The organism is Paludibacterium flexuosum (assembly GCF_037076605.1).
Taxonomy (GTDB): Bacteria; Pseudomonadota; Gammaproteobacteria; order Burkholderiales; family Chromobacteriaceae; genus Paludibacterium.
Genome location: NZ_AP029060.1, coordinates 2,011,049 through 2,031,814 on the forward strand (window position 1 = coordinate 2,011,049; position 20,766 = coordinate 2,031,814).

General features: G+C 60.2%; 24 protein-coding genes, 5 tRNA genes and 1 riboswitch. Of the genes, 7 read left to right on the forward strand and 22 right to left on the reverse strand.

All coding sequences use genetic code 11. From position 1 onward, the window contains the following. Window positions 1-122: 122 nt before the first annotated feature. The 14 genes from rplL to rsmD form a co-directional block, all read right to left on the reverse strand. Window positions 123-494: a 50S ribosomal protein L7/L12 gene (rplL, locus tag AACH39_RS09565; RefSeq protein ID WP_215780506.1), complete on the reverse strand. Its 372-nt coding sequence runs from the start codon at window positions 492-494 to the stop codon at window positions 123-125. A 36-nt stretch (window positions 495-530) separates the two neighbouring features. Continuing rightward, the gene (gene rplJ / locus AACH39_RS09570) at window positions 531-1,028 is read right to left on the reverse strand and encodes a 50S ribosomal protein L10 (protein WP_215780505.1); all 498 of its coding nucleotides are present in this window, start codon (window positions 1,026-1,028) and stop codon (window positions 531-533) included. 88 nt (window positions 1,029-1,116) lie between these two features. After that, a tRNA-Thr gene (locus AACH39_RS09575) sits at window positions 1,117-1,191 on the reverse strand. 158 nt (window positions 1,192-1,349) lie between these two features. Beyond that, window positions 1,350-2,045, reverse strand: coding sequence for a 50S ribosomal protein L1 (gene rplA / locus AACH39_RS09580; RefSeq protein WP_215780504.1), 696 nt, complete (start codon window positions 2,043-2,045; stop codon window positions 1,350-1,352). After that, window positions 2,046-2,477, reverse strand: coding sequence for a 50S ribosomal protein L11 (gene rplK / locus AACH39_RS09585; RefSeq protein ID WP_215780501.1), 432 nt, complete (start codon window positions 2,475-2,477; stop codon window positions 2,046-2,048). It abuts the gene before it with no gap. A gap of 99 nt (window positions 2,478-2,576) precedes the next feature. Beyond that, window positions 2,577-3,110, reverse strand: coding sequence for a transcription termination/antitermination protein NusG (gene nusG, locus AACH39_RS09590; protein ID WP_215780499.1), 534 nt, complete (start codon window positions 3,108-3,110; stop codon window positions 2,577-2,579). A gap of 7 nt (window positions 3,111-3,117) precedes the next feature. Further along, the gene (secE, locus tag AACH39_RS09595; RefSeq protein ID WP_215780497.1) at window positions 3,118-3,471 is read right to left on the reverse strand and encodes a preprotein translocase subunit SecE; all 354 of its coding nucleotides are present in this window, start codon (window positions 3,469-3,471) and stop codon (window positions 3,118-3,120) included. A gap of 66 nt (window positions 3,472-3,537) precedes the next feature. Beyond that, window positions 3,538-3,613: transfer RNA gene (locus tag AACH39_RS09600), tRNA-Trp, on the reverse strand. Window positions 3,614-3,625: 12 nt separating this feature from the next. Further along, window positions 3,626-4,816: an elongation factor Tu gene (gene tuf / locus AACH39_RS09605; protein WP_215780495.1), complete on the reverse strand. Its 1,191-nt coding sequence runs from the start codon at window positions 4,814-4,816 to the stop codon at window positions 3,626-3,628. Window positions 4,817-4,856: 40 nt separating this feature from the next. Further along, window positions 4,857-4,931, reverse strand: a tRNA-Thr gene (locus AACH39_RS09610). A 20-nt stretch (window positions 4,932-4,951) separates the two neighbouring features. Further along, window positions 4,952-5,025 (reverse strand) — tRNA-Gly (locus AACH39_RS09615). A gap of 52 nt (window positions 5,026-5,077) precedes the next feature. Continuing rightward, window positions 5,078-5,162, reverse strand: a tRNA-Tyr gene (locus tag AACH39_RS09620). Window positions 5,163-5,318: 156 nt separating this feature from the next. After that, on the reverse strand, window positions 5,319-5,570 hold the full coding sequence (locus AACH39_RS09625; protein ID WP_215780493.1) for a YfhL family 4Fe-4S dicluster ferredoxin: 252 nt from the start codon (window positions 5,568-5,570) through the stop codon (window positions 5,319-5,321). A 71-nt stretch (window positions 5,571-5,641) separates the two neighbouring features. After that, window positions 5,642-6,193, reverse strand: coding sequence for a 16S rRNA (guanine(966)-N(2))-methyltransferase RsmD (gene rsmD / locus AACH39_RS09630; protein WP_215780490.1), 552 nt, complete (start codon window positions 6,191-6,193; stop codon window positions 5,642-5,644). Between the two features lie 174 nt (window positions 6,194-6,367). Here rsmD and ftsY point away from each other — a divergent pair, with 174 nt between their 5' ends. From ftsY to rpoH, 4 genes are all read left to right on the forward strand, one after another. Beyond that, window positions 6,368-7,366 (forward strand): signal recognition particle-docking protein FtsY, encoded by a 999-nt coding sequence (gene ftsY / locus AACH39_RS09635; protein WP_338619764.1) that lies wholly within the window; start codon window positions 6,368-6,370, stop codon window positions 7,364-7,366. 41 nt (window positions 7,367-7,407) lie between these two features. After that, window positions 7,408-8,061: a cell division ATP-binding protein FtsE gene (gene ftsE / locus AACH39_RS09640; RefSeq protein ID WP_215780485.1), complete on the forward strand. Its 654-nt coding sequence runs from the start codon at window positions 7,408-7,410 to the stop codon at window positions 8,059-8,061. Then, window positions 8,058-8,966: a permease-like cell division protein FtsX gene (ftsX, locus tag AACH39_RS09645; RefSeq protein ID WP_215780482.1), complete on the forward strand. Its 909-nt coding sequence runs from the start codon at window positions 8,058-8,060 to the stop codon at window positions 8,964-8,966. Before ftsE ends, ftsX begins: the two co-directional genes overlap by 4 nt. A 117-nt stretch (window positions 8,967-9,083) precedes the next feature. Further along, a complete protein-coding gene (rpoH, locus tag AACH39_RS09650) occupies window positions 9,084-9,935 on the forward strand; it encodes an RNA polymerase sigma factor RpoH (RefSeq protein WP_215780479.1) in 852 nt (283 codons plus the stop codon). Window positions 9,936-10,039: 104 nt separating this feature from the next. Here rpoH and AACH39_RS09655 read toward each other — a convergent pair whose 3' ends face one another. Next, complete coding sequence (locus tag AACH39_RS09655) at window positions 10,040-11,845, reverse strand: O-antigen ligase family protein (protein ID WP_215780476.1); 1,806 nt, start codon at window positions 11,843-11,845, stop codon at window positions 10,040-10,042. A 173-nt stretch (window positions 11,846-12,018) separates the two neighbouring features. Then, window positions 12,019-12,543, reverse strand: a complete 525-nt coding sequence (locus AACH39_RS09660; protein ID WP_338619765.1) for a pilin — start codon at window positions 12,541-12,543, stop codon at window positions 12,019-12,021. Window positions 12,544-12,692: 149 nt separating this feature from the next. On the opposite strand from AACH39_RS09660, the gene bioA reads away from it, so the two are divergent. Next, window positions 12,693-14,039: an adenosylmethionine--8-amino-7-oxononanoate transaminase gene (gene bioA, locus AACH39_RS09665; RefSeq protein WP_338619767.1), complete on the forward strand. Its 1,347-nt coding sequence runs from the start codon at window positions 12,693-12,695 to the stop codon at window positions 14,037-14,039. A gap of 63 nt (window positions 14,040-14,102) precedes the next feature. Further along, window positions 14,103-15,221 (forward strand): glutamate 5-kinase, encoded by a 1,119-nt coding sequence (gene proB / locus AACH39_RS09670; RefSeq protein WP_215780469.1) that lies wholly within the window; start codon window positions 14,103-14,105, stop codon window positions 15,219-15,221. Window positions 15,222-15,280: 59 nt separating this feature from the next. Here proB and AACH39_RS09675 read toward each other — a convergent pair whose 3' ends face one another. Beyond that, window positions 15,281-15,691, reverse strand: a complete 411-nt coding sequence (locus tag AACH39_RS09675) for a hypothetical protein (RefSeq protein WP_215780467.1) — start codon at window positions 15,689-15,691, stop codon at window positions 15,281-15,283. Between the two features lie 132 nt (window positions 15,692-15,823). Further along, window positions 15,824-16,855, reverse strand: coding sequence for a Holliday junction branch migration DNA helicase RuvB (ruvB, locus tag AACH39_RS09680; RefSeq protein WP_215780465.1), 1,032 nt, complete (start codon window positions 16,853-16,855; stop codon window positions 15,824-15,826). 76 nt (window positions 16,856-16,931) lie between these two features. Beyond that, a riboswitch (FMN riboswitch) is annotated at window positions 16,932-17,087 on the forward strand. A 77-nt stretch (window positions 17,088-17,164) separates the two neighbouring features. Here ruvB and ribB point away from each other — a divergent pair. Beyond that, window positions 17,165-17,797, forward strand: a complete 633-nt coding sequence (gene ribB / locus AACH39_RS09685; RefSeq protein ID WP_215780462.1) for a 3,4-dihydroxy-2-butanone-4-phosphate synthase — start codon at window positions 17,165-17,167, stop codon at window positions 17,795-17,797. Between the two features lie 39 nt (window positions 17,798-17,836). Here the strand turns inward: ribB and ruvA are convergent, their stop codons facing one another. The 4 genes from ruvA to amgK are packed head-to-tail and all read right to left on the reverse strand — an operon-like array spanning window position 17,837 to window position 20,709. After that, a complete protein-coding gene (ruvA, locus tag AACH39_RS09690) occupies window positions 17,837-18,430 on the reverse strand; it encodes a Holliday junction branch migration protein RuvA (RefSeq protein WP_215780460.1) in 594 nt (197 codons plus the stop codon). A 37-nt stretch (window positions 18,431-18,467) separates the two neighbouring features. Beyond that, entirely contained in the window at window positions 18,468-18,998 is a 531-nt protein-coding gene (gene ruvC / locus AACH39_RS09695; RefSeq protein ID WP_215780459.1) for a crossover junction endodeoxyribonuclease RuvC, read from the reverse strand. Beyond that, window positions 18,995-19,705, reverse strand: a complete 711-nt coding sequence (murU, locus tag AACH39_RS09700) for an N-acetylmuramate alpha-1-phosphate uridylyltransferase MurU (RefSeq protein WP_338619771.1) — start codon at window positions 19,703-19,705, stop codon at window positions 18,995-18,997. The genes ruvC and murU overlap by 4 nt, the downstream gene beginning before the upstream one ends. Further along, window positions 19,705-20,709, reverse strand: coding sequence for an N-acetylmuramate/N-acetylglucosamine kinase AmgK (gene amgK / locus AACH39_RS09705; RefSeq protein WP_215780426.1), 1,005 nt, complete (start codon window positions 20,707-20,709; stop codon window positions 19,705-19,707). Before amgK ends, murU begins: the two co-directional genes overlap by 1 nt. Window positions 20,710-20,766 lie beyond the last annotated feature (57 nt).

A 20,766-nucleotide genomic window follows, 5' to 3' on the forward strand; every position in this document is an offset into this window, starting at 1 on the left:
AACCAAATGTCAGCAACCACACGCTATTAATTGCTGGCGTTTAACTTCTCTAATCACTCATTCACAAGCGCAACAAGGCTGGCGGATTTCTCCGCCAGCCTTCCTTCTTTTTTCAAAGAAGATTACTTGATTTCAGCCTTGGCACCGGCTTCGGTCAGTTGCTTAACGATGTCGTCAGCTTCAGCCTTGGCAACGCCTTCCTTGACCGGCTTCGGAGCGCCGTCAACCAGGTCCTTGGCTTCTTTCAGGCCCAGACCGGTGATAGCACGTACAACCTTGATCACGTTAACCTTGTTGTCGCCAACGGCGGACAGGATAACGTCGAACTCGGTCTTTTCTTCAGCAGCAGCAGCGCCACCAGCAGCCGGGCCGGCAACGGCAACGGCAGCAGCGGAAACGCCGAACTTCTCTTCGAACGCCTTAACCAGGTCGTTCAGTTCCATAACGGTCAGGCCAGCAACGGCTTCGAGAATGTCTTCTTTGGTGATTGCCATGTGAAAATCTCCAGAAATCTGTATATATCAAAAAGGTTAAGCGGCTTCGGCCTGCTTCTTTTCCGCCAGTGCGGCCAGTGCGCGGGCAAAGCCGGACACAGGAGCCTGCATAACGAACAGAAGCTTGGACAGCAGTTCTTCGCGGCTCGGGATCGACGCCAGCTCAGCAACCTGAGCGGCATTCAGAACGTTGCCATTGTAAGAACCGGCCTTGACGATGATCTTGTCGTCGGTCTTCGCGAATTGTTGGAGCACTTTGGCTGCAGCAACCGGATCAGCAGAGATACCGTAAACCAGCGGGCCGACCATGTGGTCAGCCAGGCCTTCGAATGCGGTACCCTGAACGGCGCGACGTACCAGCGTGTTCTTCAGAACGCGCAGATACACACCGTTCTCGCGTGCCTTGGCACGGAGCTGGGTCATGCTGCTAACCTCGATCCCCCGATATTCGGCGATTACGATGGTCTGGGCGTCAGCCAGCTTGGCCGATACCTCAGTGACAACCGCCTTTTTATCTTCAAGATTGAGACTCAAGGTCTACCTCCTAGTCTGAAATGAAGTGCGAACATCGCACTCCGCTTTGCAGCGGCGACCTTTCAGGAGACAACATGCGTCGTTTCGGTGGTGCCCATGGGCAGAATTGAACTGCCGACCTCTCCCTTACCAAGGGAGTGCTCTACCCCTGAGCTACATGGGCTCGAAACGCTGAAGCCTTCTATTCGGGTACACCATCTGCGTAGGATGCTGTTTCCAGCGATTAAGCCCTGAGGCTCCTACGGTCTTTGACAATCTGGCGGGACGAGCCCGCCAGCCCAAAGCCTTGACAGGCTTGCGCCTGTCACAACTTCATTGCACTCAGGCAGAGAAGCTGTTGGTATCTACGCGAACGCCGACGCCCATGGTGCTGGAAACGGCAGCCTTCTTCAGATACTGACCCTTTGCTGCGGCCGGCTTGGCCTTCAGCAGGGCATCAACCAGTGCAACCAGGTTCTCGCGCAGGGCAGCGGCTTCGAACGAAGCGCGACCGATGGTGGCGTGAACGATACCGGCCTTGTCGGTACGGTACTGAACCTGACCAGCCTTGGCGTTCTTCACAGCCTCGGCAACGTTCGGGGTCACGGTACCCACCTTCGGGTTCGGCATCAGGCCGCGCGGACCGAGGATCTGACCCAGCTGACCGACAACGCGCATGGCGTCCGGTGCTGCGATCACAACGTCGAAGTCCATTTGACCGGCCTTGACTTGCTCGGCCAGGTCTTCGAAGCCAACGACTTCGGCACCGGCTTCACGGGCTGCATCAGCGGCAGCACCCTGAGCAAACACGGCAACGCGAACCGACTTACCAGTACCACGCGGCAGAACCACGGAGCCACGAACCACTTGGTCGGACTTACGCGGATCAACGCCCAGGTTAACGGCAACGTCGATAGACTCGTCGAACTTGGCAGTCGCCGCTTCCTTGACCAGCGCCAGGGCTTCGTCTACCGGGTACAGCTTGTTGCGATCGATCTTGGCAACAACTGCTTGCATGCGCTTGGAAACTTTAGCCATTTACACACCCTCCACTTCGAGACCCATGGAGCGAGCGGAGCCAGCGATGGTACGCACGGCGGCGTCCATGTCGGCGGCAGTCAGATCCGGCTGCTTGGTCTTGGCGATTTCTTCCAGCTGGGCACGGGTCACCTTGCCTACCTTCTGGGTATTGGCACGGGGACTACCCTTCTGCAGGCCGGCGGCCTTCTTCAGCAGAATGGTGGCCGGCGGGGTCTTCATGATGAAGGTGAAGGACTTGTCTGCGTAAGCAGTGATCACAACCGGAATCGGCAGACCCGGCTCAACGCCTTGAGTCTGGGCGTTGAACGCCTTGCAGAATTCCATGATGTTCAGACCGCGCTGACCCAGAGCCGGGCCGATAGGCGGCGACGGATTGGCTTTACCAGCGGGCACTTGCAGCTTGATATAGCCGACAATTTTCTTTGCCACGATTTACACTCCTAAACGGGTATAACGCAGGCGCAAGCCTGCTTCCCAGACGAAAGGGTTGGATTATACACATCCTTCACCCACATTGCCAAGTAGCAATCAGACTTTTTCTACTTGACTGAATTCCAGCTCAACCGGGGTATCACGACCGAAGATCTGCACCGAGACACGCAGCTTGTTGCGCTCGTAGTTGACTTCGTCGACCGTACCGTTGAAATCGTTGAACGGACCATCGGTCACACGGACCTTTTCGCCCACTTCGAACAGCACCTTCGGACGGGGCTTCTCCACCCCTTCCTGGATCTGCTGCATGATCGAATCGACTTCCTTCTTGGAAATCGGCGCCGGCTTGTTCGCCGTGCCGCCAATGAAGCCGGTCACCTTGGGCGTACTCTTCACCAGGTGCCAGGTTTCATCGGTCATTTCCATTTCGATCAGCACATAGCCCGGGAAGAACTTGCGCTCGGTGATCGAACGGCGACCGTTCTTGATATCCACCACTTCTTCAACCGGCACCAGAATCTGGCCGAACTGATCAGCAACATCGGAACGATCGATGCGCTCGCGCAGTGCTTTTTGCACGCTCTTCTCGAAACCGGAATAAGCGTGCACGACATACCAGCGTTTAGCCATTTATCTATCAACCTCGACCGAGAATCACGTCGTAGACCAACCAGGTCAGACCCGAGTCAACCAACCACATGAACAATGCCAGGACGGCAACAAACAGGAAGACAATCCCCGTCATCTGCATGGCTTCCTTGCGGGTGGGCCATACCACCTTGCGCCCTTCGGCGACCGAGTCGCGCGCATAGGCAACGAACTCTCGTCCGGACTGCGTGGTCCAGACAACGGCGGCAGCCAGCACCAGCGCCACAAACATGGCCAGGACGCGCACAAAGCTCTGCGCCTCCGGAATCATATAGAAGCCTACCACGCCAGCGGCGATCAGCAGACCAGCCAGGGACAGCTTGATTTTGTCTTGCATTTCCATACGGAATGTTCTCAGCGCGTATGTGACAAAAGACCAACCGGCGCAATAGCGCCGGTTAGTCTTACTTGGCAGGCCAGGAGGGTCTCGAACCCCCAACCCTCGGTTTTGGAGACCGATACTCTACCAATTGAGCTACTGGCCTATAAACCTGCAATTACTTGATGATCTTGGCTACAACGCCGGCGCCGACGGTGCGGCCACCTTCGCGGATAGCGAAGCGCAGACCTTCTTCCATGGCGATCGGAGCGATCAGCGCAACGGTGATGCTGACGTTGTCGCCAGGCATAACCATTTCCACGCCTTCAGCCAGCGATACAGCGCCGGTCACGTCCGTGGTACGGAAGTAGAACTGCGGGCGGTAGTTGGCGAAGAACGGGGTGTGACGGCCGCCTTCTTCCTTCGACAGAACGTAAACTTCAGCGGTGAAGTCGGTGTGCGGGGTGATGGAACCCGGCTTGGCCAGAACCTGACCACGCTCAACTTCTTCACGCTTGGTACCACGCAGCAGAACGCCGACGTTGTCACCAGCCTGACCCTGATCCAGCAGCTTGCGGAACATTTCCACGCCGGTGCAGGTGGTCTTGGCGGTAGCCTTGATACCAACGATTTCGATTTCTTCGCCGACCTTGACGATACCGCGCTCAACACGACCGGTCACAACGGTACCACGGCCGGAGATCGAGAACACGTCTTCGATCGGCAGCAGGAACGGCTTGTCGATGGCACGTTCCGGGGTCGGGATGTAGCTGTCCAGAGCATCAGCCAGACGGAAGATCGACGGTTCGCCGATTTCGGACTGGTCGCCTTCCAGCGCCTTCAGGGCCGAACCCTTGATGATCGGCAGATCATCGCCCGGGAAGTCGTAGGAAGACAGCAGATCGCGCACTTCCATTTCAACCAGTTCCAGCAGCTCTTCGTCGTCTACCATGTCGCACTTGTTCAGGTAAACGATGATGTACGGTACACCCACCTGGCGAGCCAGCAGGATGTGTTCGCGGGTTTGCGGCATCGGACCGTCAGCGGCCGAGCAAACCAGGATCGCGCCGTCCATCTGGGCAGCACCGGTAATCATGTTCTTCACGTAGTCGGCGTGACCCGGGCAGTCTACGTGTGCGTAGTGGCGGGTCTCGGTTTCGTACTCAACGTGAGCGGTGTTAATGGTAATACCACGTGCCTTTTCTTCCGGCGCGCTATCAATTTGATCGTAGCCCTTGGCTTCGCCACCGAACTTCTTCGACAGAATGGTGGTGATGGCAGCAGTCAGGGTGGTCTTACCATGGTCAACGTGACCGATGGTGCCGACGTTTACGTGCGGTTTAGTCCGCTCAAACTTACCTTTTGCCATGATGAACTTTTCCCTGAATCCAAATCAAAAAGTTACGTGGTGGTGCCCATGGGCAGAATTGAACTGCCGACCTCTCCCTTACCAAGGGAGTGCTCTACCCCTGAGCTACATGGGCCTCTAACAGGCTAATACGCTTGGAGCGGGTGAAGGGAATCGAACCCTCGTCATAAGCTTGGAAGGCTTCTGCTCTACCATTGAGCTACACCCGCCTATCACGAACACGGACGACCATTTACTACTCGCGCCAAAACGCTTGAAATCTGGTGGAGGGAGAAGGATTCGAACCTTCGAAGGCAGAGCCGTCAGATTTACAGTCTGATCCCTTTGACCGCTCGGGAATCCCTCCGTGAAGAGAGCCGAATATTATAGAAGCCCCTCAGGGGTGTCAACACCCAAAACAAAAAAAATTCAGCTTTTTTCCACACCGCCAAAAGACAACGCCCGGCAGGCTGGGCGGCCATCCCGGGCGTTTCCTTTCGGATCATGAACTTAGCGGCAGGAATCAGCCTTTGGCAGAGATCCGCTCATACTTTTGCATCAGCTCTTCTTCGCTTTCGACACGCGAAGGATCCAGCGGAATGCAATCTACCGGACAGACTTGCTGGCATTGCGGCTCGTCGTAATGACCAACGCACTGGGTGCACAGCTCGGGGTCGATCTGATAAATCTCTTCGCCCTGCGAAATCGCATGATTGGGGCACTCGGGTTCACAGACGTCGCAATTGATGCATTCGTCGGTAATCATCAAAGCCATAATTCATTCCTCTACACATTTCACGGCAGACTCGTCCGGTCGCAGACCGGTCTCATCCATTCATACACCATTCAGTCGGCGGCGTCGCGGGCAATCAATCCATAACAGACCGTTCCCGCCTTCCCCCGACGCAATTCCGTCCACCCTGCCAGAGCGGGCCATTGCCGGCTCTCCAGATACACGACCGCTTCCGGTGCCAGCAATCCCGGCAACATGGGCAGCACCTGCTGCAGCAAGTCGCTATCGTACGGCGGATCGACAAACACCACATCAAACACTTCACGACTGTGGCGCAGATACTGCAGTGCATCGGTACACTGCACATCGACATTGCCCGCAGCCAGCAACTGCCTGTTGGACTGCAGCGATGCAGCCACGGCCTTGCTCTTCTCCACCATCACCACACTGCTTGCGCCGCGGGACGCGGCCTCAAACCCCATGGCACCGCTGCCGGAAAACAAATCCAGGCATTTCTTGCCGTACAGATTCTGCCCCAGCCAGTTGAAGACGGTTTCCCGCACCCGGTCCGGTGTCGGTCGCAAGCCTGCGGAGTCCGGGAAGGACAACAGGCGCCGCCGGTGCTCGCCACCGATGATTCTGACTTTGTTACGTTGCTGATTCATGCCATCCGCCAGAGTTGCATACTACCGTTTGTCGAACAGGCTGACACCGCCCTCGGTCAAACATCGTCAATAAAATACGTACAACCCGTTATTCTTTCATGAACCGGCGTGCCGGGCACAGCTTTAATAGGTACAATTTCACCATTCGCCTTTAATAGCATCAACAGGTCACGCATGTTCAGTTTTTTCAAAAAGAAATCCGATACCGACGTCAGCGAAGTCGAAGCCGCTCCGCGCGAACCTTCCGACACGCCGGCCATCCCTCAGCGCAGCTGGACCGAACGACTCAAGTCGGGCCTGGCCAAGACGCGTGACAAACTCGGCAAAAACCTCGCCTCGCTCTTCGGTGGCGGACAGATCGACGAAGCGCTCTACGAAGAACTCGAGACCGTGCTGCTCACGGCCGACATGGGGGTCGATGCCACCGAACACCTGCTGCGCGAGGTGCGCGCCCGTGTCTCTCTGCGCGGTCTGAAAGACAGCAGTGAACTCAAACAGACACTGAAAGACGTGCTGTATGAGCTGATCGCGCCGCTGGAAGTACCGCTCGACACCAGCCAGGGCAAGCCGTTCGTCATCATGATGGCCGGGGTCAACGGCGCCGGCAAGACCACCTCCATCGGCAAACTGGCCAAGTACTTCCAGAATCAGAACAAATCCGTGTTGCTGGCTGCCGGCGACACCTTCCGTGCCGCGGCGCGCGAACAGCTGATGGAATGGGGCGAACGCAACAATGTGACCGTCATTACCCAGCAGGGTGGCGACTCCGCCGCCGTTTGCTTTGATGCCATCAACTCGGCCAAGGCCCGCGGCATCGATATCGTGCTGGCCGATACGGCCGGCCGCCTGCCGACTCAGCTGCACCTGATGGAAGAAATCCGCAAGGTCAAGCGCGTCATCCAGAAGGCGCTGCCCGAGGCACCGCAGGAGGTCGTTCTGGTGCTGGATGCCAACATCGGCCAGAACGCCCTCAATCAGGTCAAGGTGTTTGACGAGGCGCTGGGGCTGACCGGCCTGATCCTGACCAAGCTAGACGGTACGGCCAAGGGCGGCATCATCGCCGCCATCGCCAAGCAGCACCCGGTTCCACTGCGCTTCATCGGCGTCGGTGAAGGTCTGGACGATCTGCGCCCCTTCTCGGCCCGTGACTACATCGATGCACTGTTCGATTGAGTGGCACGACAGCAACCCGACATTGTTGAGGATCACACCGCATGATTCAGTTTGACCAGGTGAGCAAGCGTTACCCCGGTGGCATTGAGGCACTGAAGAACCTGTCCTTTTCCATCGACACCGGCGAAATGGTTTTCCTGGCGGGGCACTCCGGCGCAGGCAAGTCCACCCTGCTGAAGCTGATCGCCGGTATCGAGCGTGCGACCCAGGGTGGCGTGCTGGTCAATGGCCAGAACCTCACCCGCATGCGCAACAATCAGATCTGCTTCATTCGCCAGCATATCGGCATGGTGTTCCAGGACCACAAAATCCTGTTCGACCGCAACGTCTTCGATAATGTGATGTTGCCACTGGACATCATCGGCTTCGACCGGCGCGACGCCGCGCGACGCGTGCGTGCAGCGCTGGACAAGGTCGGTCTGCTGGGGCGGGAGAAATCCATGCCCATCCGCTTGTCCGGTGGTGAGCAGCAGCGCCTGTGCATCGCCCGCGCCGTCGTGCACCGCCCCTCCATCCTGATCGCCGATGAACCTTCGGCCAATCTGGACCGTGCCTACGCACTGGACATCATGGAACTGTTCAAATCCTTCCATCAGGTTGGGGCCACCGTGGTGATCTCGGCGCACGACGAAACCCTGATGGAGGATTACGGCCGCCGCATCATCCGTCTGAGAGAAGGACAATTCGCCGCATGAAACACTTCTTCTATCTGCACGCACAAAGCGCCCGCAGCGCCCTGATCAAGATTATGCGCCAGCCCTTTGGCAGCCTGCTCAACCTGCTGATGCTGTCGGTGGCCCTGGCGCTGCCGCTGTCGCTGTTTGTCGCCATGGCCAGCCTGCAGGACTGGGCCGGCCGGCTCACGGCCACGCCGCAAATCACGCTGTATATGGAGCAAAGCGCCGAGGCGGCCGACATTTCTGCCGTCAACAGCACCTTGCACAAGCACCCCGAAGTGCAATCCTTCGTCTACATCAGCAAGGGTCAGGCACTGAAAGACATGGAAGCGCGCAACGGCCTGCAGGGCCTGTCGGACGGACTGGGCAGCAACCCGCTGCCCGACGCCTTCGTCGTCACCCCGACCACACTCGACCCGCGCGAACTGGACATGCTGCAAAAAGAGCTATCCGGCCTGCCAATGGTCGAGAGCGCCCAATTCGATGCCAGCTGGGCCAAGCGCCTGTTCGCCATGATCTCGCTCGGCCGCCAGCTCACCTGGTTCCTGGCCGCGGTGCTGGGCGTAGCCCTGGTCCTGGTCACCCACAACACCATTCGTATGCAGATCCTGGCCCGGCGCGATGAAATCGAAGTCACCAAGCTCATCGGCGCACCGGACAGCTTTATCCGCCGCCCGTTCATCTACCACGCGCTGTGGCAGGGCATTCTGGCCGCCCTGATCGCCTGGGGGCTCACCAGCTGGCTGGCGCTGATTGCCAATCCGCCGATTCAGGCCTTTGCCCGTCTCTATAACGAGCACGTCTCCCTGCGCATGCTTCAGCCTGTAGAACTGGCGGTATTCATCGGTGGCGCCGCCCTGCTGGCGGTGATTGGCGCCCGTCTTGCCGCCGACCACCACCTGCGGCATATCGGGCCACGCTGATAACAACAGGCTATTAAATCGATAAACAAATACATCAGGGAATGAAACTTTATCGACTAGCACTCGACTAACCCGAGTGCTAACATTGCATTACCTTGATTGGAGAACCAACGCCCTATGACCACAACTTTTGCATTGCCCGTTCCATCAACCTCCGGCAGTCTGGAGCAGTACATCCAGGCCGTGAACAGCGTCCCGATGCTGACGGCGGAAGAAGAGAACGAGCTGGCAACCCGCTACCACGGATCCAACGATCTGGAAGCGGCGAAAAAGCTCGTGCTCTCGCACCTGCGCGTCGTGGTGTCCATTGCGCGTGGCTATGCCGGTTACGGCCTGCCGCAGGCCGATCTGATCCAGGAAGGCAATATCGGCCTGATGAAGGCAGTCAAGCGCTTCGAGCCCAACCGCGGTGTCCGCCTGTTCTCGTTCGCGATCCACTGGATCAAGGCTGAAATCCACGAATTCATCCTGCGCAACTGGCGCCTGGTGCGCATTGCCACCACCAAGCCTCAGCGCAAGCTGTTCTTCAACCTGCGCAGCATGAAGAAGAACTTTTCCGCACTCACCGATGCAGAAGCACAGGCCATCGCAGATGATCTGGGCGTCAAGCGTGAAGAAGTGCTGGAAATGGAAACTCGCCTGACCGGTCAGGATATCGCCCTGGTGGCGGAAGAAGGCGACGACGAAGCCTTTGCCCCGATCGACTGGCTGGCCGACGCCGAAACCGAGCCGACCCGTCAGCTGGAAAAGAAGGCCCTGGCTCAGCTGCAAACGGTTGGACTGGAAAAAGCACTGTGCACGCTGGATGACCGCAGTCGCCGCATCATCGAAGCGCGCTGGCTGGCCGATGACAGCGGTGCCACCCTGCATGATCTGGCTGCCGAGTTCGGCGTCTCTGCCGAGCGAATCCGCCAGATCGAGGCCAAGGCGCTGGGGAAAATGAAACAGGCGATGCTCAGTCAGGCCTGATCTTCACTCACCGCCCATGAAAAAACCCTGCCGCAGCCGGCAGGGTTTTTTATTGCCTGCCCCGTACGGGGCCCTGTCGAACAGGGCCCGGGGCATCCGCGGCATTATTCGGCCGGGGCGGTACGATAACGCGCCGGCAGCCTGGCATAAGCCTCACTGCTGATGACACGCAAACGCTGCCAGGATGCCGGGCCGTCCTTCAAATCTTCGATAAAGTCATGGGCATAGGTCGGGAACGAAGCCAGCGCCAGACGCAGCGTCTGTTCGGCCTGTGCTTCCTGCCCCACCAGCGCCTGCATTTCTGCCTGCTTCAGCAACACATCCGGATAGGGACGAATGGCGGCCATCTGATCCACCCAGGCACGCTTCTGCTGCAGATTGTCCGGTGTCGCCTCGAGATAATTGTCGAGCGTATACAGTGCATGGAAGGCGTACAGCGGCTCATCGCGCACAATCTGCCCCAGGCGAGCAATGCGGGGATTGTCGATTTTCTCGTTGTCTGCCGGGGTATAGAGCCCGGTCAGCTCGCTGTAATGCCGCACCGACGCCACCGACATCACCGCCAGCGCCACCATGCCGGCAAACAGCACCAGCCGCCACAACACCCCCAGACCGGTACCGCGACCACGTTCCGGCAAGGGCGCCAGCGACATGAAAACCACCAGCATCGCCAGGAAGTACAGATACCACAGCGGATACTCGACCATGCTGTGGATCAGGGTCACAGCCATGCAGGCCAGCGGCAGCACGCCTTCCACCTGGGCCTTCTGGCTGAAATAGGGCCAGATCACCCAGCCGAAACCAACGAAGACAATCGCGGTGATCACCCAGCCCATTTCGGCCAGCAACTGCAGCACCAGGTTATGGGCATTGGTAAACAGGCCACTGTTAAAACCATCATTGGCAAACTGCGGCAAAGCCTGCAGACGCACACTTTCGGCAGCAAACTGCGACCAGCCCACGCCGTGTACCGCGTGGGCACGGAACACCAGCCAGGCCTTGTACATCTCGGCAAAACGCCGGGAAGACATATCGTCGCCATTGGCGGCCAGCCGCTGCACACCGGAAGATACGGCCTGCTGATTATGGGTAAACAGCGCCACAAACTGATTGACGTATGGCAGCAGGAACTGGCCCGCCACAATGGCGGCGCAGGCCAGCAGCATGGACAGCATCAGCCGGCGCGAAATGGCCGTGCGAATCCGGGCATGCCAGACAATGCTGATCAGCACCACGGCCACCACGTACAGCAGTACGGTACGCGACCCGGCATAGGCCAGCATCACCGACAGCCAGACCATCCACAGCAGGAACCAGCGCCCGCGCAGCTTCTCGGTCGAGAACAGGTATACCCCGGCGATCATGCCCCACATCAGATAATGCGCGTACTGATTGCGCTGCCCGATATGACCAAAGATGTTGGTCGTCAGATGTGAGGAATCATAAAACACCACGCCGCCCAGCATGGGGGCAATCCCGGTCAGCTGTGTCAGACCGATCAGCGATTGCACCAGCGCCCCGGCCATCAGGGCCCAGGCCAGCCAGTAGGTCAGGCGCGGCAGACCCAGCTCATCACGCAAGGTCAGGGTCACGGCTGCCAGATAGGCCAGCGCACTGAATGCCAGCGCCGTGGCGTAATTCATGCCGGGGAACAGGATTTTCACAAACCAGGGCTGAATCGCCCAGCACAGCGCCAGCACCAGACACCAGATCATCGCGCGCGGCAGGCGTTCGAACAGGATGCCGTTGCAGGCCAGCAGCAGTCCGGCCCCAAAGGCCAGCCAGACCGTCATGAGCTCACCCCACCATTGCGGCAGCGGCACATAGTGAATTGGCGAGGCGAAGGGGACGATGGCAATCAGGCACCAGAACAGGGTGGCCATCGACAGGGTCAGGGTTCTGAATTGCATAGCTCGGGGTCGTTTCGTTGAAGCCGCAAGGATAGCGCAAAAATCGTGCTAAGCCAGCACGCTTTTTAATCAAATTCGCTTAAACAACAACGTTTGCCGCCTCCCCGGCGGTTTTGATGCACAAAGCACACAGGAGAAGCCCCTGTGTGCCTGTTTGCCACATCCTTTTCGTCTTATTTCCCGCCAGAGCGGCAGTTGGCTGGCAAGAATGAATTCGGGATCGGCTCCGCCCCGGAGGCATTTCCCGGCAGGCAACGCCAGCTGATCACCCCGCGGGCATTGAGGGTGCGCTCGCTGCCATCAGCCGCCTGCACCGTACCCGTGCCGCCGGACTGGGCCATTTCGCCTCGCATGGAAAAGGATTTGCCATCGACCTGCGGATTACCCGTGTTGTGCACCGTGACCGTCAACACAGCATCATTACCCTTTTTTGTTAATTCGATCTTCTTGACCACTTCGCTGCTGATCTCCTCTACACCGGCCTCCTCCAGGCTCTCCGGCCAGCCCCCCCGGGTCACCATGGCCTCGGCCACGCTGACCCGGGCCGCGGCCACTAACTGTAGCGCCTCGGTCAGTTTTGCCCGGGTGGTGTAGTCCTGATAGCGCGGTATGGCCGTCACCGCCAGCAGCCCGACAATCGCCACCACCACCATCAGTTCGATCAAGGAAAAGCCCGCATGGACCCGCTTGTGCCACATATTGCCTCCTTTGACAGTGTCAAATCCCCGAAGGGCGGAAGTCCATGCTAGCCAGCCGGCGAAGCTTCAACAGCTCAGCGCGGCAAGCCGGAAGTCGGCGAGCGTGATAGCATCACTACCCTGATTTTGTTCTTGGATGGAATACCGGCATGTCGAATCAAGACTGGCTGACACGCAGCACTCAGGCTGTATGGCACCCCTGCACCCAGATGAAACGTCACGAGCGCTTTCCCCTGGTGCCGATCGCCAGGGCCGAGGGCGCCTGGCTGAGTGACTTCGATGGCAAACGCTATCTCGACGCGGTCAGCTCCTGGTGGGTCAACCTGCTCGGTCACGGCCATCCGCGCATCAAGCAGGCTATCCGCACCCAACTGGATCAGCTGGAGCACGTCATGCTGGCCGGCTTTACCCACCGTCCGGTCATCGAATTATCCGAGCGCCTGGCGGCGCTGACGGGACTGGGCCATGCTTTCTATGGCTCCGATGGCGCCAGCGCCACCGAAATTGCCCTGAAAATGAGCTTCCACTACTGGAAGAACAGCGGCAAAGGGGAGAAGTGTCGGTTTATCAGTCTGGAGAACAGCTATCACGGTGAAACCGTCGGCGCGCTGGCAGTCACGGATGTGCCCCTGTTCTCGGCCACCTATGCCCCGCTGCTTCAGCGCGCCATTCGTGTCCCGACACCGGATGCCCGCCTGGCGCAGTCGGATGAAACGCCAAGTGCCGTCGCACTGCGCGCCGCCCGGGCGCTGGAGAATGTCCTGCGCAAGCATGCAGGGGAGACCGCGGCGCTGATCCTGGAGCCGCTGGTTCAGGGTGCCGCCGGCATGGCCATGTACCATCCGGACTATCTGCGCGAAGCCCGCCGTCTGTGCGACCAGTACCAAATTCACCTGATTGCCGATGAAATCGCCGTCGGTTTTGGCCGCACCGGTACGCTGTTTGCCTGTGAGCAGGCCAACATCCGTCCGGATTTTCTTTGCCTGTCCAAGGGCATCACCGGTGGTTTTCTGCCGCTGTCCTGCGTCCTCACCACCGACGAGGTCTATCAGGCCTTTTACAGCGACGATGTCCGCGACGGCTTTCTGCATTCACACAGCTATACCGGCAACCCGCTGGCCTGCAGCGCTGCACTGGCGGTGCTGGACACCCTGCAGGAAGAAGACATCCTGGCGCTGAACCGCGACAAGGCCGAGCGCTTCAGCCGCCTGATGCAGCCTCTCGCCACGCGAGGCGATGTACGCCACTTCCGTCATCAGGGCATGATCTGGGCTTTTGATGTCGAGACAGAACGCGGCGATTTCGCCCTGGCCTTCTTCGCCGCCATGCTGCAACGTGGCTGCCTGTTGCGACCGATCGGCCAGTCGGTGTATTTCATGCCGCCCTACTGCCTGACGGACAGCGAGATGAGCCAGCTGATCGAGGCCACCTGCCTCACACTGGACCACCTGGCGCAGGGCCGGACGGAGGGCGCGGCACAACCTCCGCTGCCCTGAGAGGCTTCGCCGCCGACGCGGCTCCGCCTATAATTGACCTCTTTCATTCGGACATCTTTCACCATGCATTCGGTCATCCACGCAGCCAGCCGCATTGTCGTCAAGGTCGGCTCCAGTCTGGTCACCAACGACGGCAAGGGGCTCGACCTGGCGGCGCTGGGTCGCTGGGCTGAAGAAATTTCTGAACTCAAACGTCGCGGCAAGCAGGTGGTGCTGGTTTCCAGCGGCGCCATTGCCGAAGGCTGCCAGCGACTGGGCTGGGCGACCCGCCCCAAAAGCGTCGACCAGTTGCAGGCCGCGGCCGCCGTCGGGCAAATGGGTCTGTGTCAGGCTTACGAAACGGCCTTTCGCGCCTTCGGTCTCGGTACCGCACAAATCCTGCTCACCCACGAGGATCTGGCCGACCGCACCCGCTACCTCAACGCCCGCTCGACCCTGACGACACTGCTCAACCTGAACGTGGTGCCGATCATCAATGAAAACGACACCGTGGTAACGGATGAAATCCGGCTGGGGGACAACGATACACTGGGCGCACTGGTCACCAACCTGATCGAAGCCGATGCCCTGGTGATCCTCACCGACCAGATCGGCCTGTTCACTGCGGACCCGCGCAAGGATCCCCAGGCGCGACTGGTTGAAGATGCCACGGCGGGGGACCCGGTGCTGGAAGAGATGGCAGGCGGTGCAGGCAGCAAGGTCGGTACCGGCGGCATGCTGACCAAGATTCTGGCAGCCAAGCGCGCGGCCCACAGCGGCGCCCACACCGTCATCGCCTGCGGTCGCGAGCACCATGTGCTGTCGCGCCTGGCCGACGGCGAGCGCATCGGCACCCAGTTGCAGGCCGTCACCAGCCGCATGGCGGCACGCAAGCAATGGCTGGCCGACCACCTGAAACTCTCCGGCCGCATCATGCTGGATGCGGGAGCGGCCAGGGCCATCGGCGAAAACGGCACCAGCCTGCTGCCCATCGGGGTGGAGGCGGTCGAGGGCGACTTCCTGCGGGGTGAAGCCGTGGCCTGCATCGCGCCGGACGGCCGTGAACTGGCTCGCGGTCTGGTCAACTACAGCTCGGACGAAGCCCGGCAGATCATCAAGGTCGCCACCCGCGACATCGAGGGCGTGCTCGGTTACATCGGCGAGCCGGAACTGATCCACCGAGACAATATGGTCCTGTCCTGACCTCGGCCGTTGTGCAAAAAAAATGCCGCGATATCGCGGCATTTTTGCTTCCTCGCAGATCAGGCCTGCGGGTCCTGGTCTGGTTTTTGTCGCTTTTGCTCGATACTGCGCAGAATCACGATGGCAATCATGCCGCAGAGGAAAAACAGCAACAGCAGCCAGACAATCGACTGCAAGGTCTCAATGACCGTGCGATACACCTCCAGCACCCAGCTCATGAAGGTGAGCGGCGGCGGCGCGCCACTATCCCCCTTGTTGGCGATGTACTTCTGCAGCTCCCACAGCTGTACCCCGCCGGATACCCCGACCACCACGATGGCGAACTGGATGTACTTGTGCCAGGCATCGGCCAGCTCGACGCCGACAATCCGCGCCAGAATACTGTCCACCGCCTTGTCAAAAAAGCGAGCGGTCAGCGTGGCCGTCAACAGCGACACCACCAGCGCCACCACCAACATGACTAAAAACATGCCTCACCTCATCGTTGAATTATCAGATCGTTTTCGATCATTCTAGACGCTCACGCCAGCGGCGTGGGCATCGTTCCAAAGCATGCCCCCGGCTTGGCCTCCGGGGGAGTGACTTGTCCGCGGAACCTGGGTTCAGTCCTTTTGCGGCAGCCCGAAATGCGTGAAGGCCTGGGCGGTCGCCATGCGGCCACGCGGCGTACGCTGCAGATAGCCCTGCTGGATCAGATAGGGCTCGATCACGTCCTCGATGGTGTCGGTACTCTCGCCGATCGCCGCCGCGACATTATCCAGCCCGACCGGCCCGCCACCGAATTTCTCGATGACCGCCGACAACAACTTGCGGTCCATCACATCCAGCCCGGCCACATCCACATCCAGCATCGACAGCGCCGCATCGGCCACTTCCGCGCTGACCACGCCGTCGGCACGAACTTCGGCGTAGTCGCGCACCCGCCGCAGCAGACGGTTGGCAATGCGCGGCGTCCCCCGGCTGCGGCGCGCCACTTCGAAAGCGCCATCCGCCCCCAGCGTGACCTCCAGCAGACCGGCCGAGCGCTGCACGATGCGTGTCAGCTCCTCGGCAGAATAAAACTCCAGCCGCGAGACAATGCCGAAACGGTCCCGCAGCGGGTTGGTCAGCATGCCGGCGCGCGTCGTCGCGCCGACCAGGGTAAACGGCGGCAAATCGATCTTCACCGAACGCGCTGCCGGCCCCTCGCCGATCATGATGTCGATCTGATAATCCTCCAGCGCCGGATAGAGGATTTCCTCCACCACCGGGCTGAGACGATGGATTTCATCGATGAACAGCACATCATGTGGTTCCAGATTAGTCAGCAAGGCGGCCAGATCGCCGGCACGCTCCAGCACCGGTCCGGACGTCTGGCGCAAATTGACGCCCATTTCACGCGCGATGATATGCGCCAGTGTGGTCTTGCCCAGGCCGGGCGGACCGAAGAGCAACACGTGGTCGAGGGCCTCGCCGCGTTTGCGCGCCGCCTGAATGAAAATTTCCAGTTGCTCGCGTGCCTTGACCTGGCCGACATACTCGTCGAGCACCTTGGGGCGCAATGCTCGCTCCAGCGCCTCTTCCTGCGCCGACAGCGGTTGCTGCGTGACGATGCGGCGCGGCGCATCGCCCATGAGATTGTCGGTTTCCAGCATGACGAGCCATTAAAAGTAGACGTTAGACTGCAATCTTATCATCCTGCTATGATCATTGCCGACCTTCGGGTCAAGACAACGTCTTCAGGGCGGGGTGAAATTCCCCACCGGCGGTAAGCTGATCATACCAGCAAGCCCGCGAGCGCCTGACGGCCATCCCCGGCCGCCAGGGTCAGCAGATCCGGTTCAAGGCCGGAGCCGACGGTCACAGTCCGGATGAGAGAAGACATGCACCCGCCAGATCTCTGGCGGGTGTGTTCGTTTGCCCTGCATGCGTGTTTCTCTATTTTTATTTCGAGGACCGATGCAATGAACCTGATACAAGACTCCCGCACCCTGGCCGTGGAAACCGCGCTTGATGCACTGCGCCGGGGCCTGCCGATGGCACTGACGGACGATGATGACCGAGAAAACGAAGCGGATCTGATCGTTGCCGCCGAACTGATCGACACCGCCGTGATGGCACAGCTGATCCGCGATGGCAGCGGCATCGTCTGCCTGTGTCTGACGCAGCATCATGCCGACCGTCTGGGTCTGCTCCCCATGGTGGCCGACAATCAGAGTCGCTATGGCACCGCCTTCACGGTGTCCATCGAGGCACGCCAGGGTGTCACCACCGGGGTATCGGCCGCCGACCGCGTCACCACCATTCGCGCGGCCATGGCACCGAACGCCGGACCGGACGATCTGGCCCGTCCCGGCCATGTGTTTCCGCTGATCGCCCGCGACGGCGGCGTGCTGACTCGACGCGGCCATACCGAGGGTTCGGTCGATCTGGCCAGACTGGCCGGCTTGCAACCGGCTGCCGTATTGTGCGAATTGATGAACCCGGACGGCAGCATGATGCGTGGCGCGGCACTGGACAGCTATCTGCAGAGCCGGCGGATACCACGACTGAGTATCGCGGCACTGGCTGACTATCGTCGGGAACGCGGAGCGTAAAACAGCAAAGGGGGCGATGATCGCCCCCTTTTTCTTTGATTAGCCCCGGGCCAGCCCTTTGAGGGCGAGGCGGATGCCTTCGCTGACATCGACCCCGGCCGGCAGGGTCTTCATGGCCAGTTGCGCCTCTTTCTCGCTGTAGCCCAGCGCCAGCAGCGCATTGAGAATATCGCTCTTCTCGTCCGGCGTGACGGTAAACGGCAAGCCGCCCGGTACCGCCAGCGCCGCACCGGTCACCAGCTTGCCACGCAATTCGAGCACCAGGCGCTCGGCGGTTTTCTTGCCGATACCCGGCACGGCCGACAAACGCTTCAGATCTTCGCTGGCAATCGCCTGCGCCAGCTCATCGGCACTCATGCCCGACAGAATCGCCAGGGCGATCCGTGCGCCGATGCCGGTCACCTTGATCAGCTGACGGAAGGTCTCGCGCTCGGCACGGCTGGCAAAACCGAACAGCAGATGGGCGTCTTCGCGCACCACCTGATGAATGTACAACACCACTTTTTCGCCCAGCGCCGGCAGCTGGTAGTAGGTGGTCATCGGCACATCGACCTCGTAGCCGACGCCCTGCACATCAATCAACAACTGCGGGGGGAGTTTTTCCAGCAATACCCCGTTCAGGCGTCCGATCATCTTGGTTCAATCCATTCAATAAAGGTCAGTCATCGCCTCACACCAGGCGACCACCCTTGATACGTACCCCTTTGGGCATCAGGCCGGCCAGGGCATCGTGGCGATGATTGGCGTGAGCCAGCGCCACCGCCAGTGCATCGGCGGCATCGGCCTGCGGCGTCCCGGACAGCGACAGCAGACGCACCACCATGGCCTGTACTTGTTCTTTCTGCGCCTTGCCATGGCCCACCACAGACTGCTTGACTTGCAAGGCGGTGTATTCGGCCACCGGCAACTGGCGCAACACCAGCGCCGTCACCACCGCTCCGCGCGCCTGCCCCAGCATCAGCGTGGCCGCCGGGTTGACGTTGACAAACACCTGCTCCACGGCGGCCTCATGCGGCTGGTAGGTCTCGATCACCTCGAACAGATGCTCGGCAATCACCCGGATGCGCTCGGCCAGTGGGGCACCCTCGGGGGTTCGGATGCAGCCGGAGGCCACATAGTGACGCTGCTGCCCGACCACATCGATGACCCCGAAGCCGGTGATGCGTGAGCCGGGGTCAACGCCAAGAATGCGGCGACTCATGGCAACGACCAGCCGCCGGCGATGCGCTCAGCCTGTTGCAAACGCTCCGGCGTACCGACATCCAGCCATTGCCCGGTGAAACGCTCGCCAGTGACCTGGCCGGCCAGCATGCCCTCCAGCAGCACCGCCAGCAAGGGCAGCTTGACCGGCGAACGCCTGGCCAACTCGGCAAACAGGCGTGGATGGAAAGCGCCAAAGCCGGAATAAGTCAGGCGCGGCAGTCCTCCCTGCGGCTCGCGTGTCACCTTGCCGTCGGGATGCAGGGTGAAATCTCCGCCCGGGCGATGTGGCGGATTATCGATCAGCATCAGGTGGGCCAGATGCTGATGACCATCGAGCTGCGCAGTACGCTGCGCCAGCAGGGAGAAATCCAGATCACTGAGGATATCGGCGCTGATCAGCAGAAACGGTTCATCCCCCAGCAGCGGCAAGGCCTTGGCGACCCCGCCTGCCGTTTCGAGGGCCTCCCCCTCGGCCGACCAGCGAATCTGCACGCCGTAGCGCTGCCCGTCGGCCAGCGCGGCCTCCAGTTGCTCGCCCAGCCAGGCGTGGTTGATCACCACTTCGCGGATACCACAGGCGGCCAGCCGGCGCAGATGCCAGCCAATCAGGGTTTCGGCACCGGCCTGCAGCAGCGGCTTGGGAGTATGGTCGGTCAGCGGCCGCATGCGCTCGCCGCGCCCGGCCGCCATGATCATCGCGCGCATCAGAAGGTGTATCCCGTCTGCACATCCTCATCGCCGTCCAGCTGACAGATCAGCTGGTACAGAGGGGCGAGCTCGCTGTAGCGACGTGTGGTTTTTTTGAGATAGCGCAGGAAGCGCGGTACCTCGGGCAGATAGCGTTCCTTGCCGTCGCGATGCCACAGCCGGCAGAAGATGCCAGCCACCTTCAGGTGGCGCTGTACGCCCATCCATTCGAAGTCGCGGTAGAAGTCGTCGATATTGGCGGCCACCGGCAATCCGGCCTTGCGGGCCCGCTCCCAGTAGCGCACGGCAATGTCGAGCACCAGCTCTTCATCAAATTCGATGAAGGCATCGCGCAGCAGGGAAACCAGGTCATAGGTAATCGGGCCATAGACTGCATCCTGAAAGTCGAGTACGCCGGGGCGCCCTTCGCTCAGCATCAGGTTGCGCACGATGAAATCGCGGTGCACGAATACCTTCGGCTGGGCCAGCGCCTGATCCAGAATGCGCGGCACGGCCTGCTCCCACAGCTTGCGCTGCGCGTAGCTGAAGGGTTTTTGCAACTCTTTGCCGGCAAACCACTCCGGAAACAGATCCACCTCGCGCTGCAACAGGGCGCGGTCATATTCCGGCAACACGCCGGGACGACTGCCCTTTTGCATCTCGATCAGGCTGTCCACGGCTTCCATCAGCAGCAGATGAATGGTTTCCGGCGTCTGTGGCTGCTGCAGGGCCGCCATATAGGTCACACGCCCCAGATCCTGCAGCTCCATGAAGCCCTGCAACGGGTCGTGGGCATGAATGACCGGCACGTTAAGCATGGACAGCACCTCCCGGGCATGGACATAGGGCGCGGTGTCCATTTTTTCCGGCGGCGCATCCATCAGAATGCGCGTCGAGCCATCGGGAAAGGTCGCGCGGAAGTAGCGCCGGAAGTCGGCATCGGCCGCGGCGAACTCCACTTTCAGGTCGATTCCCGGGTGTCTAGCAGAAAGCCACTGCTTTAATTGTTCTAATCGCTGCATGTCTGTTCATTGCGGTACTGGTAGAATTGTGAGATTTTATACCGCCGACTGCACCCA

Excerpts from the sequence above, each read along its gene's own strand:
- rplL (WP_215780506.1), bottom strand. The coding sequence starts at position 494 with ATGGCAATCACCAAAGAAGACATTCTCGAAGCCGTTGCTGGCCTGACC.
- rplA (WP_215780504.1), bottom strand. The coding sequence starts at position 2,045 with ATGGCTAAAGTTTCCAAGCGCATGCAAGCAGTTGTTGCCAAGATCGAT.
- nusG (WP_215780499.1), bottom strand. The coding sequence starts at position 3,110 with ATGGCTAAACGCTGGTATGTCGTGCACGCTTATTCCGGTTTCGAGAAG.
- secE (WP_215780497.1), bottom strand. The coding sequence starts at position 3,471 with ATGGAAATGCAAGACAAAATCAAGCTGTCCCTGGCTGGTCTGCTGATC.
- tuf (WP_215780495.1), bottom strand. The coding sequence starts at position 4,816 with ATGGCAAAAGGTAAGTTTGAGCGGACTAAACCGCACGTAAACGTCGGC.
- AACH39_RS09625 (WP_215780493.1), bottom strand. The coding sequence starts at position 5,570 with ATGGCTTTGATGATTACCGACGAATGCATCAATTGCGACGTCTGTGAA.
- rsmD (WP_215780490.1), bottom strand. The coding sequence starts at position 6,193 with ATGAATCAGCAACGTAACAAAGTCAGAATCATCGGTGGCGAGCACCGG.
- ftsY (WP_338619764.1), top strand. The coding sequence starts at position 6,368 with ATGTTCAGTTTTTTCAAAAAGAAATCCGATACCGACGTCAGCGAAGTC.
- ftsE (WP_215780485.1), top strand. The coding sequence starts at position 7,408 with ATGATTCAGTTTGACCAGGTGAGCAAGCGTTACCCCGGTGGCATTGAG.
- ftsX (WP_215780482.1), top strand. The coding sequence starts at position 8,058 with ATGAAACACTTCTTCTATCTGCACGCACAAAGCGCCCGCAGCGCCCTG.
- rpoH (WP_215780479.1), top strand. The coding sequence starts at position 9,084 with ATGACCACAACTTTTGCATTGCCCGTTCCATCAACCTCCGGCAGTCTG.
- AACH39_RS09655 (WP_215780476.1), bottom strand. The coding sequence starts at position 11,845 with ATGCAATTCAGAACCCTGACCCTGTCGATGGCCACCCTGTTCTGGTGC.
- AACH39_RS09660 (WP_338619765.1), bottom strand. The coding sequence starts at position 12,543 with ATGTGGCACAAGCGGGTCCATGCGGGCTTTTCCTTGATCGAACTGATG.
- bioA (WP_338619767.1), top strand. The coding sequence starts at position 12,693 with ATGTCGAATCAAGACTGGCTGACACGCAGCACTCAGGCTGTATGGCAC.
- proB (WP_215780469.1), top strand. The coding sequence starts at position 14,103 with ATGCATTCGGTCATCCACGCAGCCAGCCGCATTGTCGTCAAGGTCGGC.
- AACH39_RS09675 (WP_215780467.1), bottom strand. The coding sequence starts at position 15,691 with ATGTTTTTAGTCATGTTGGTGGTGGCGCTGGTGGTGTCGCTGTTGACG.
- ruvB (WP_215780465.1), bottom strand. The coding sequence starts at position 16,855 with ATGCTGGAAACCGACAATCTCATGGGCGATGCGCCGCGCCGCATCGTC.
- ribB (WP_215780462.1), top strand. The coding sequence starts at position 17,165 with ATGAACCTGATACAAGACTCCCGCACCCTGGCCGTGGAAACCGCGCTT.
- ruvA (WP_215780460.1), bottom strand. The coding sequence starts at position 18,430 with ATGATCGGACGCCTGAACGGGGTATTGCTGGAAAAACTCCCCCCGCAG.
- ruvC (WP_215780459.1), bottom strand. The coding sequence starts at position 18,998 with ATGAGTCGCCGCATTCTTGGCGTTGACCCCGGCTCACGCATCACCGGC.
- murU (WP_338619771.1), bottom strand. The coding sequence starts at position 19,705 with ATGCGCGCGATGATCATGGCGGCCGGGCGCGGCGAGCGCATGCGGCCG.
- amgK (WP_215780426.1), bottom strand. The coding sequence starts at position 20,709 with ATGCAGCGATTAGAACAATTAAAGCAGTGGCTTTCTGCTAGACACCCG.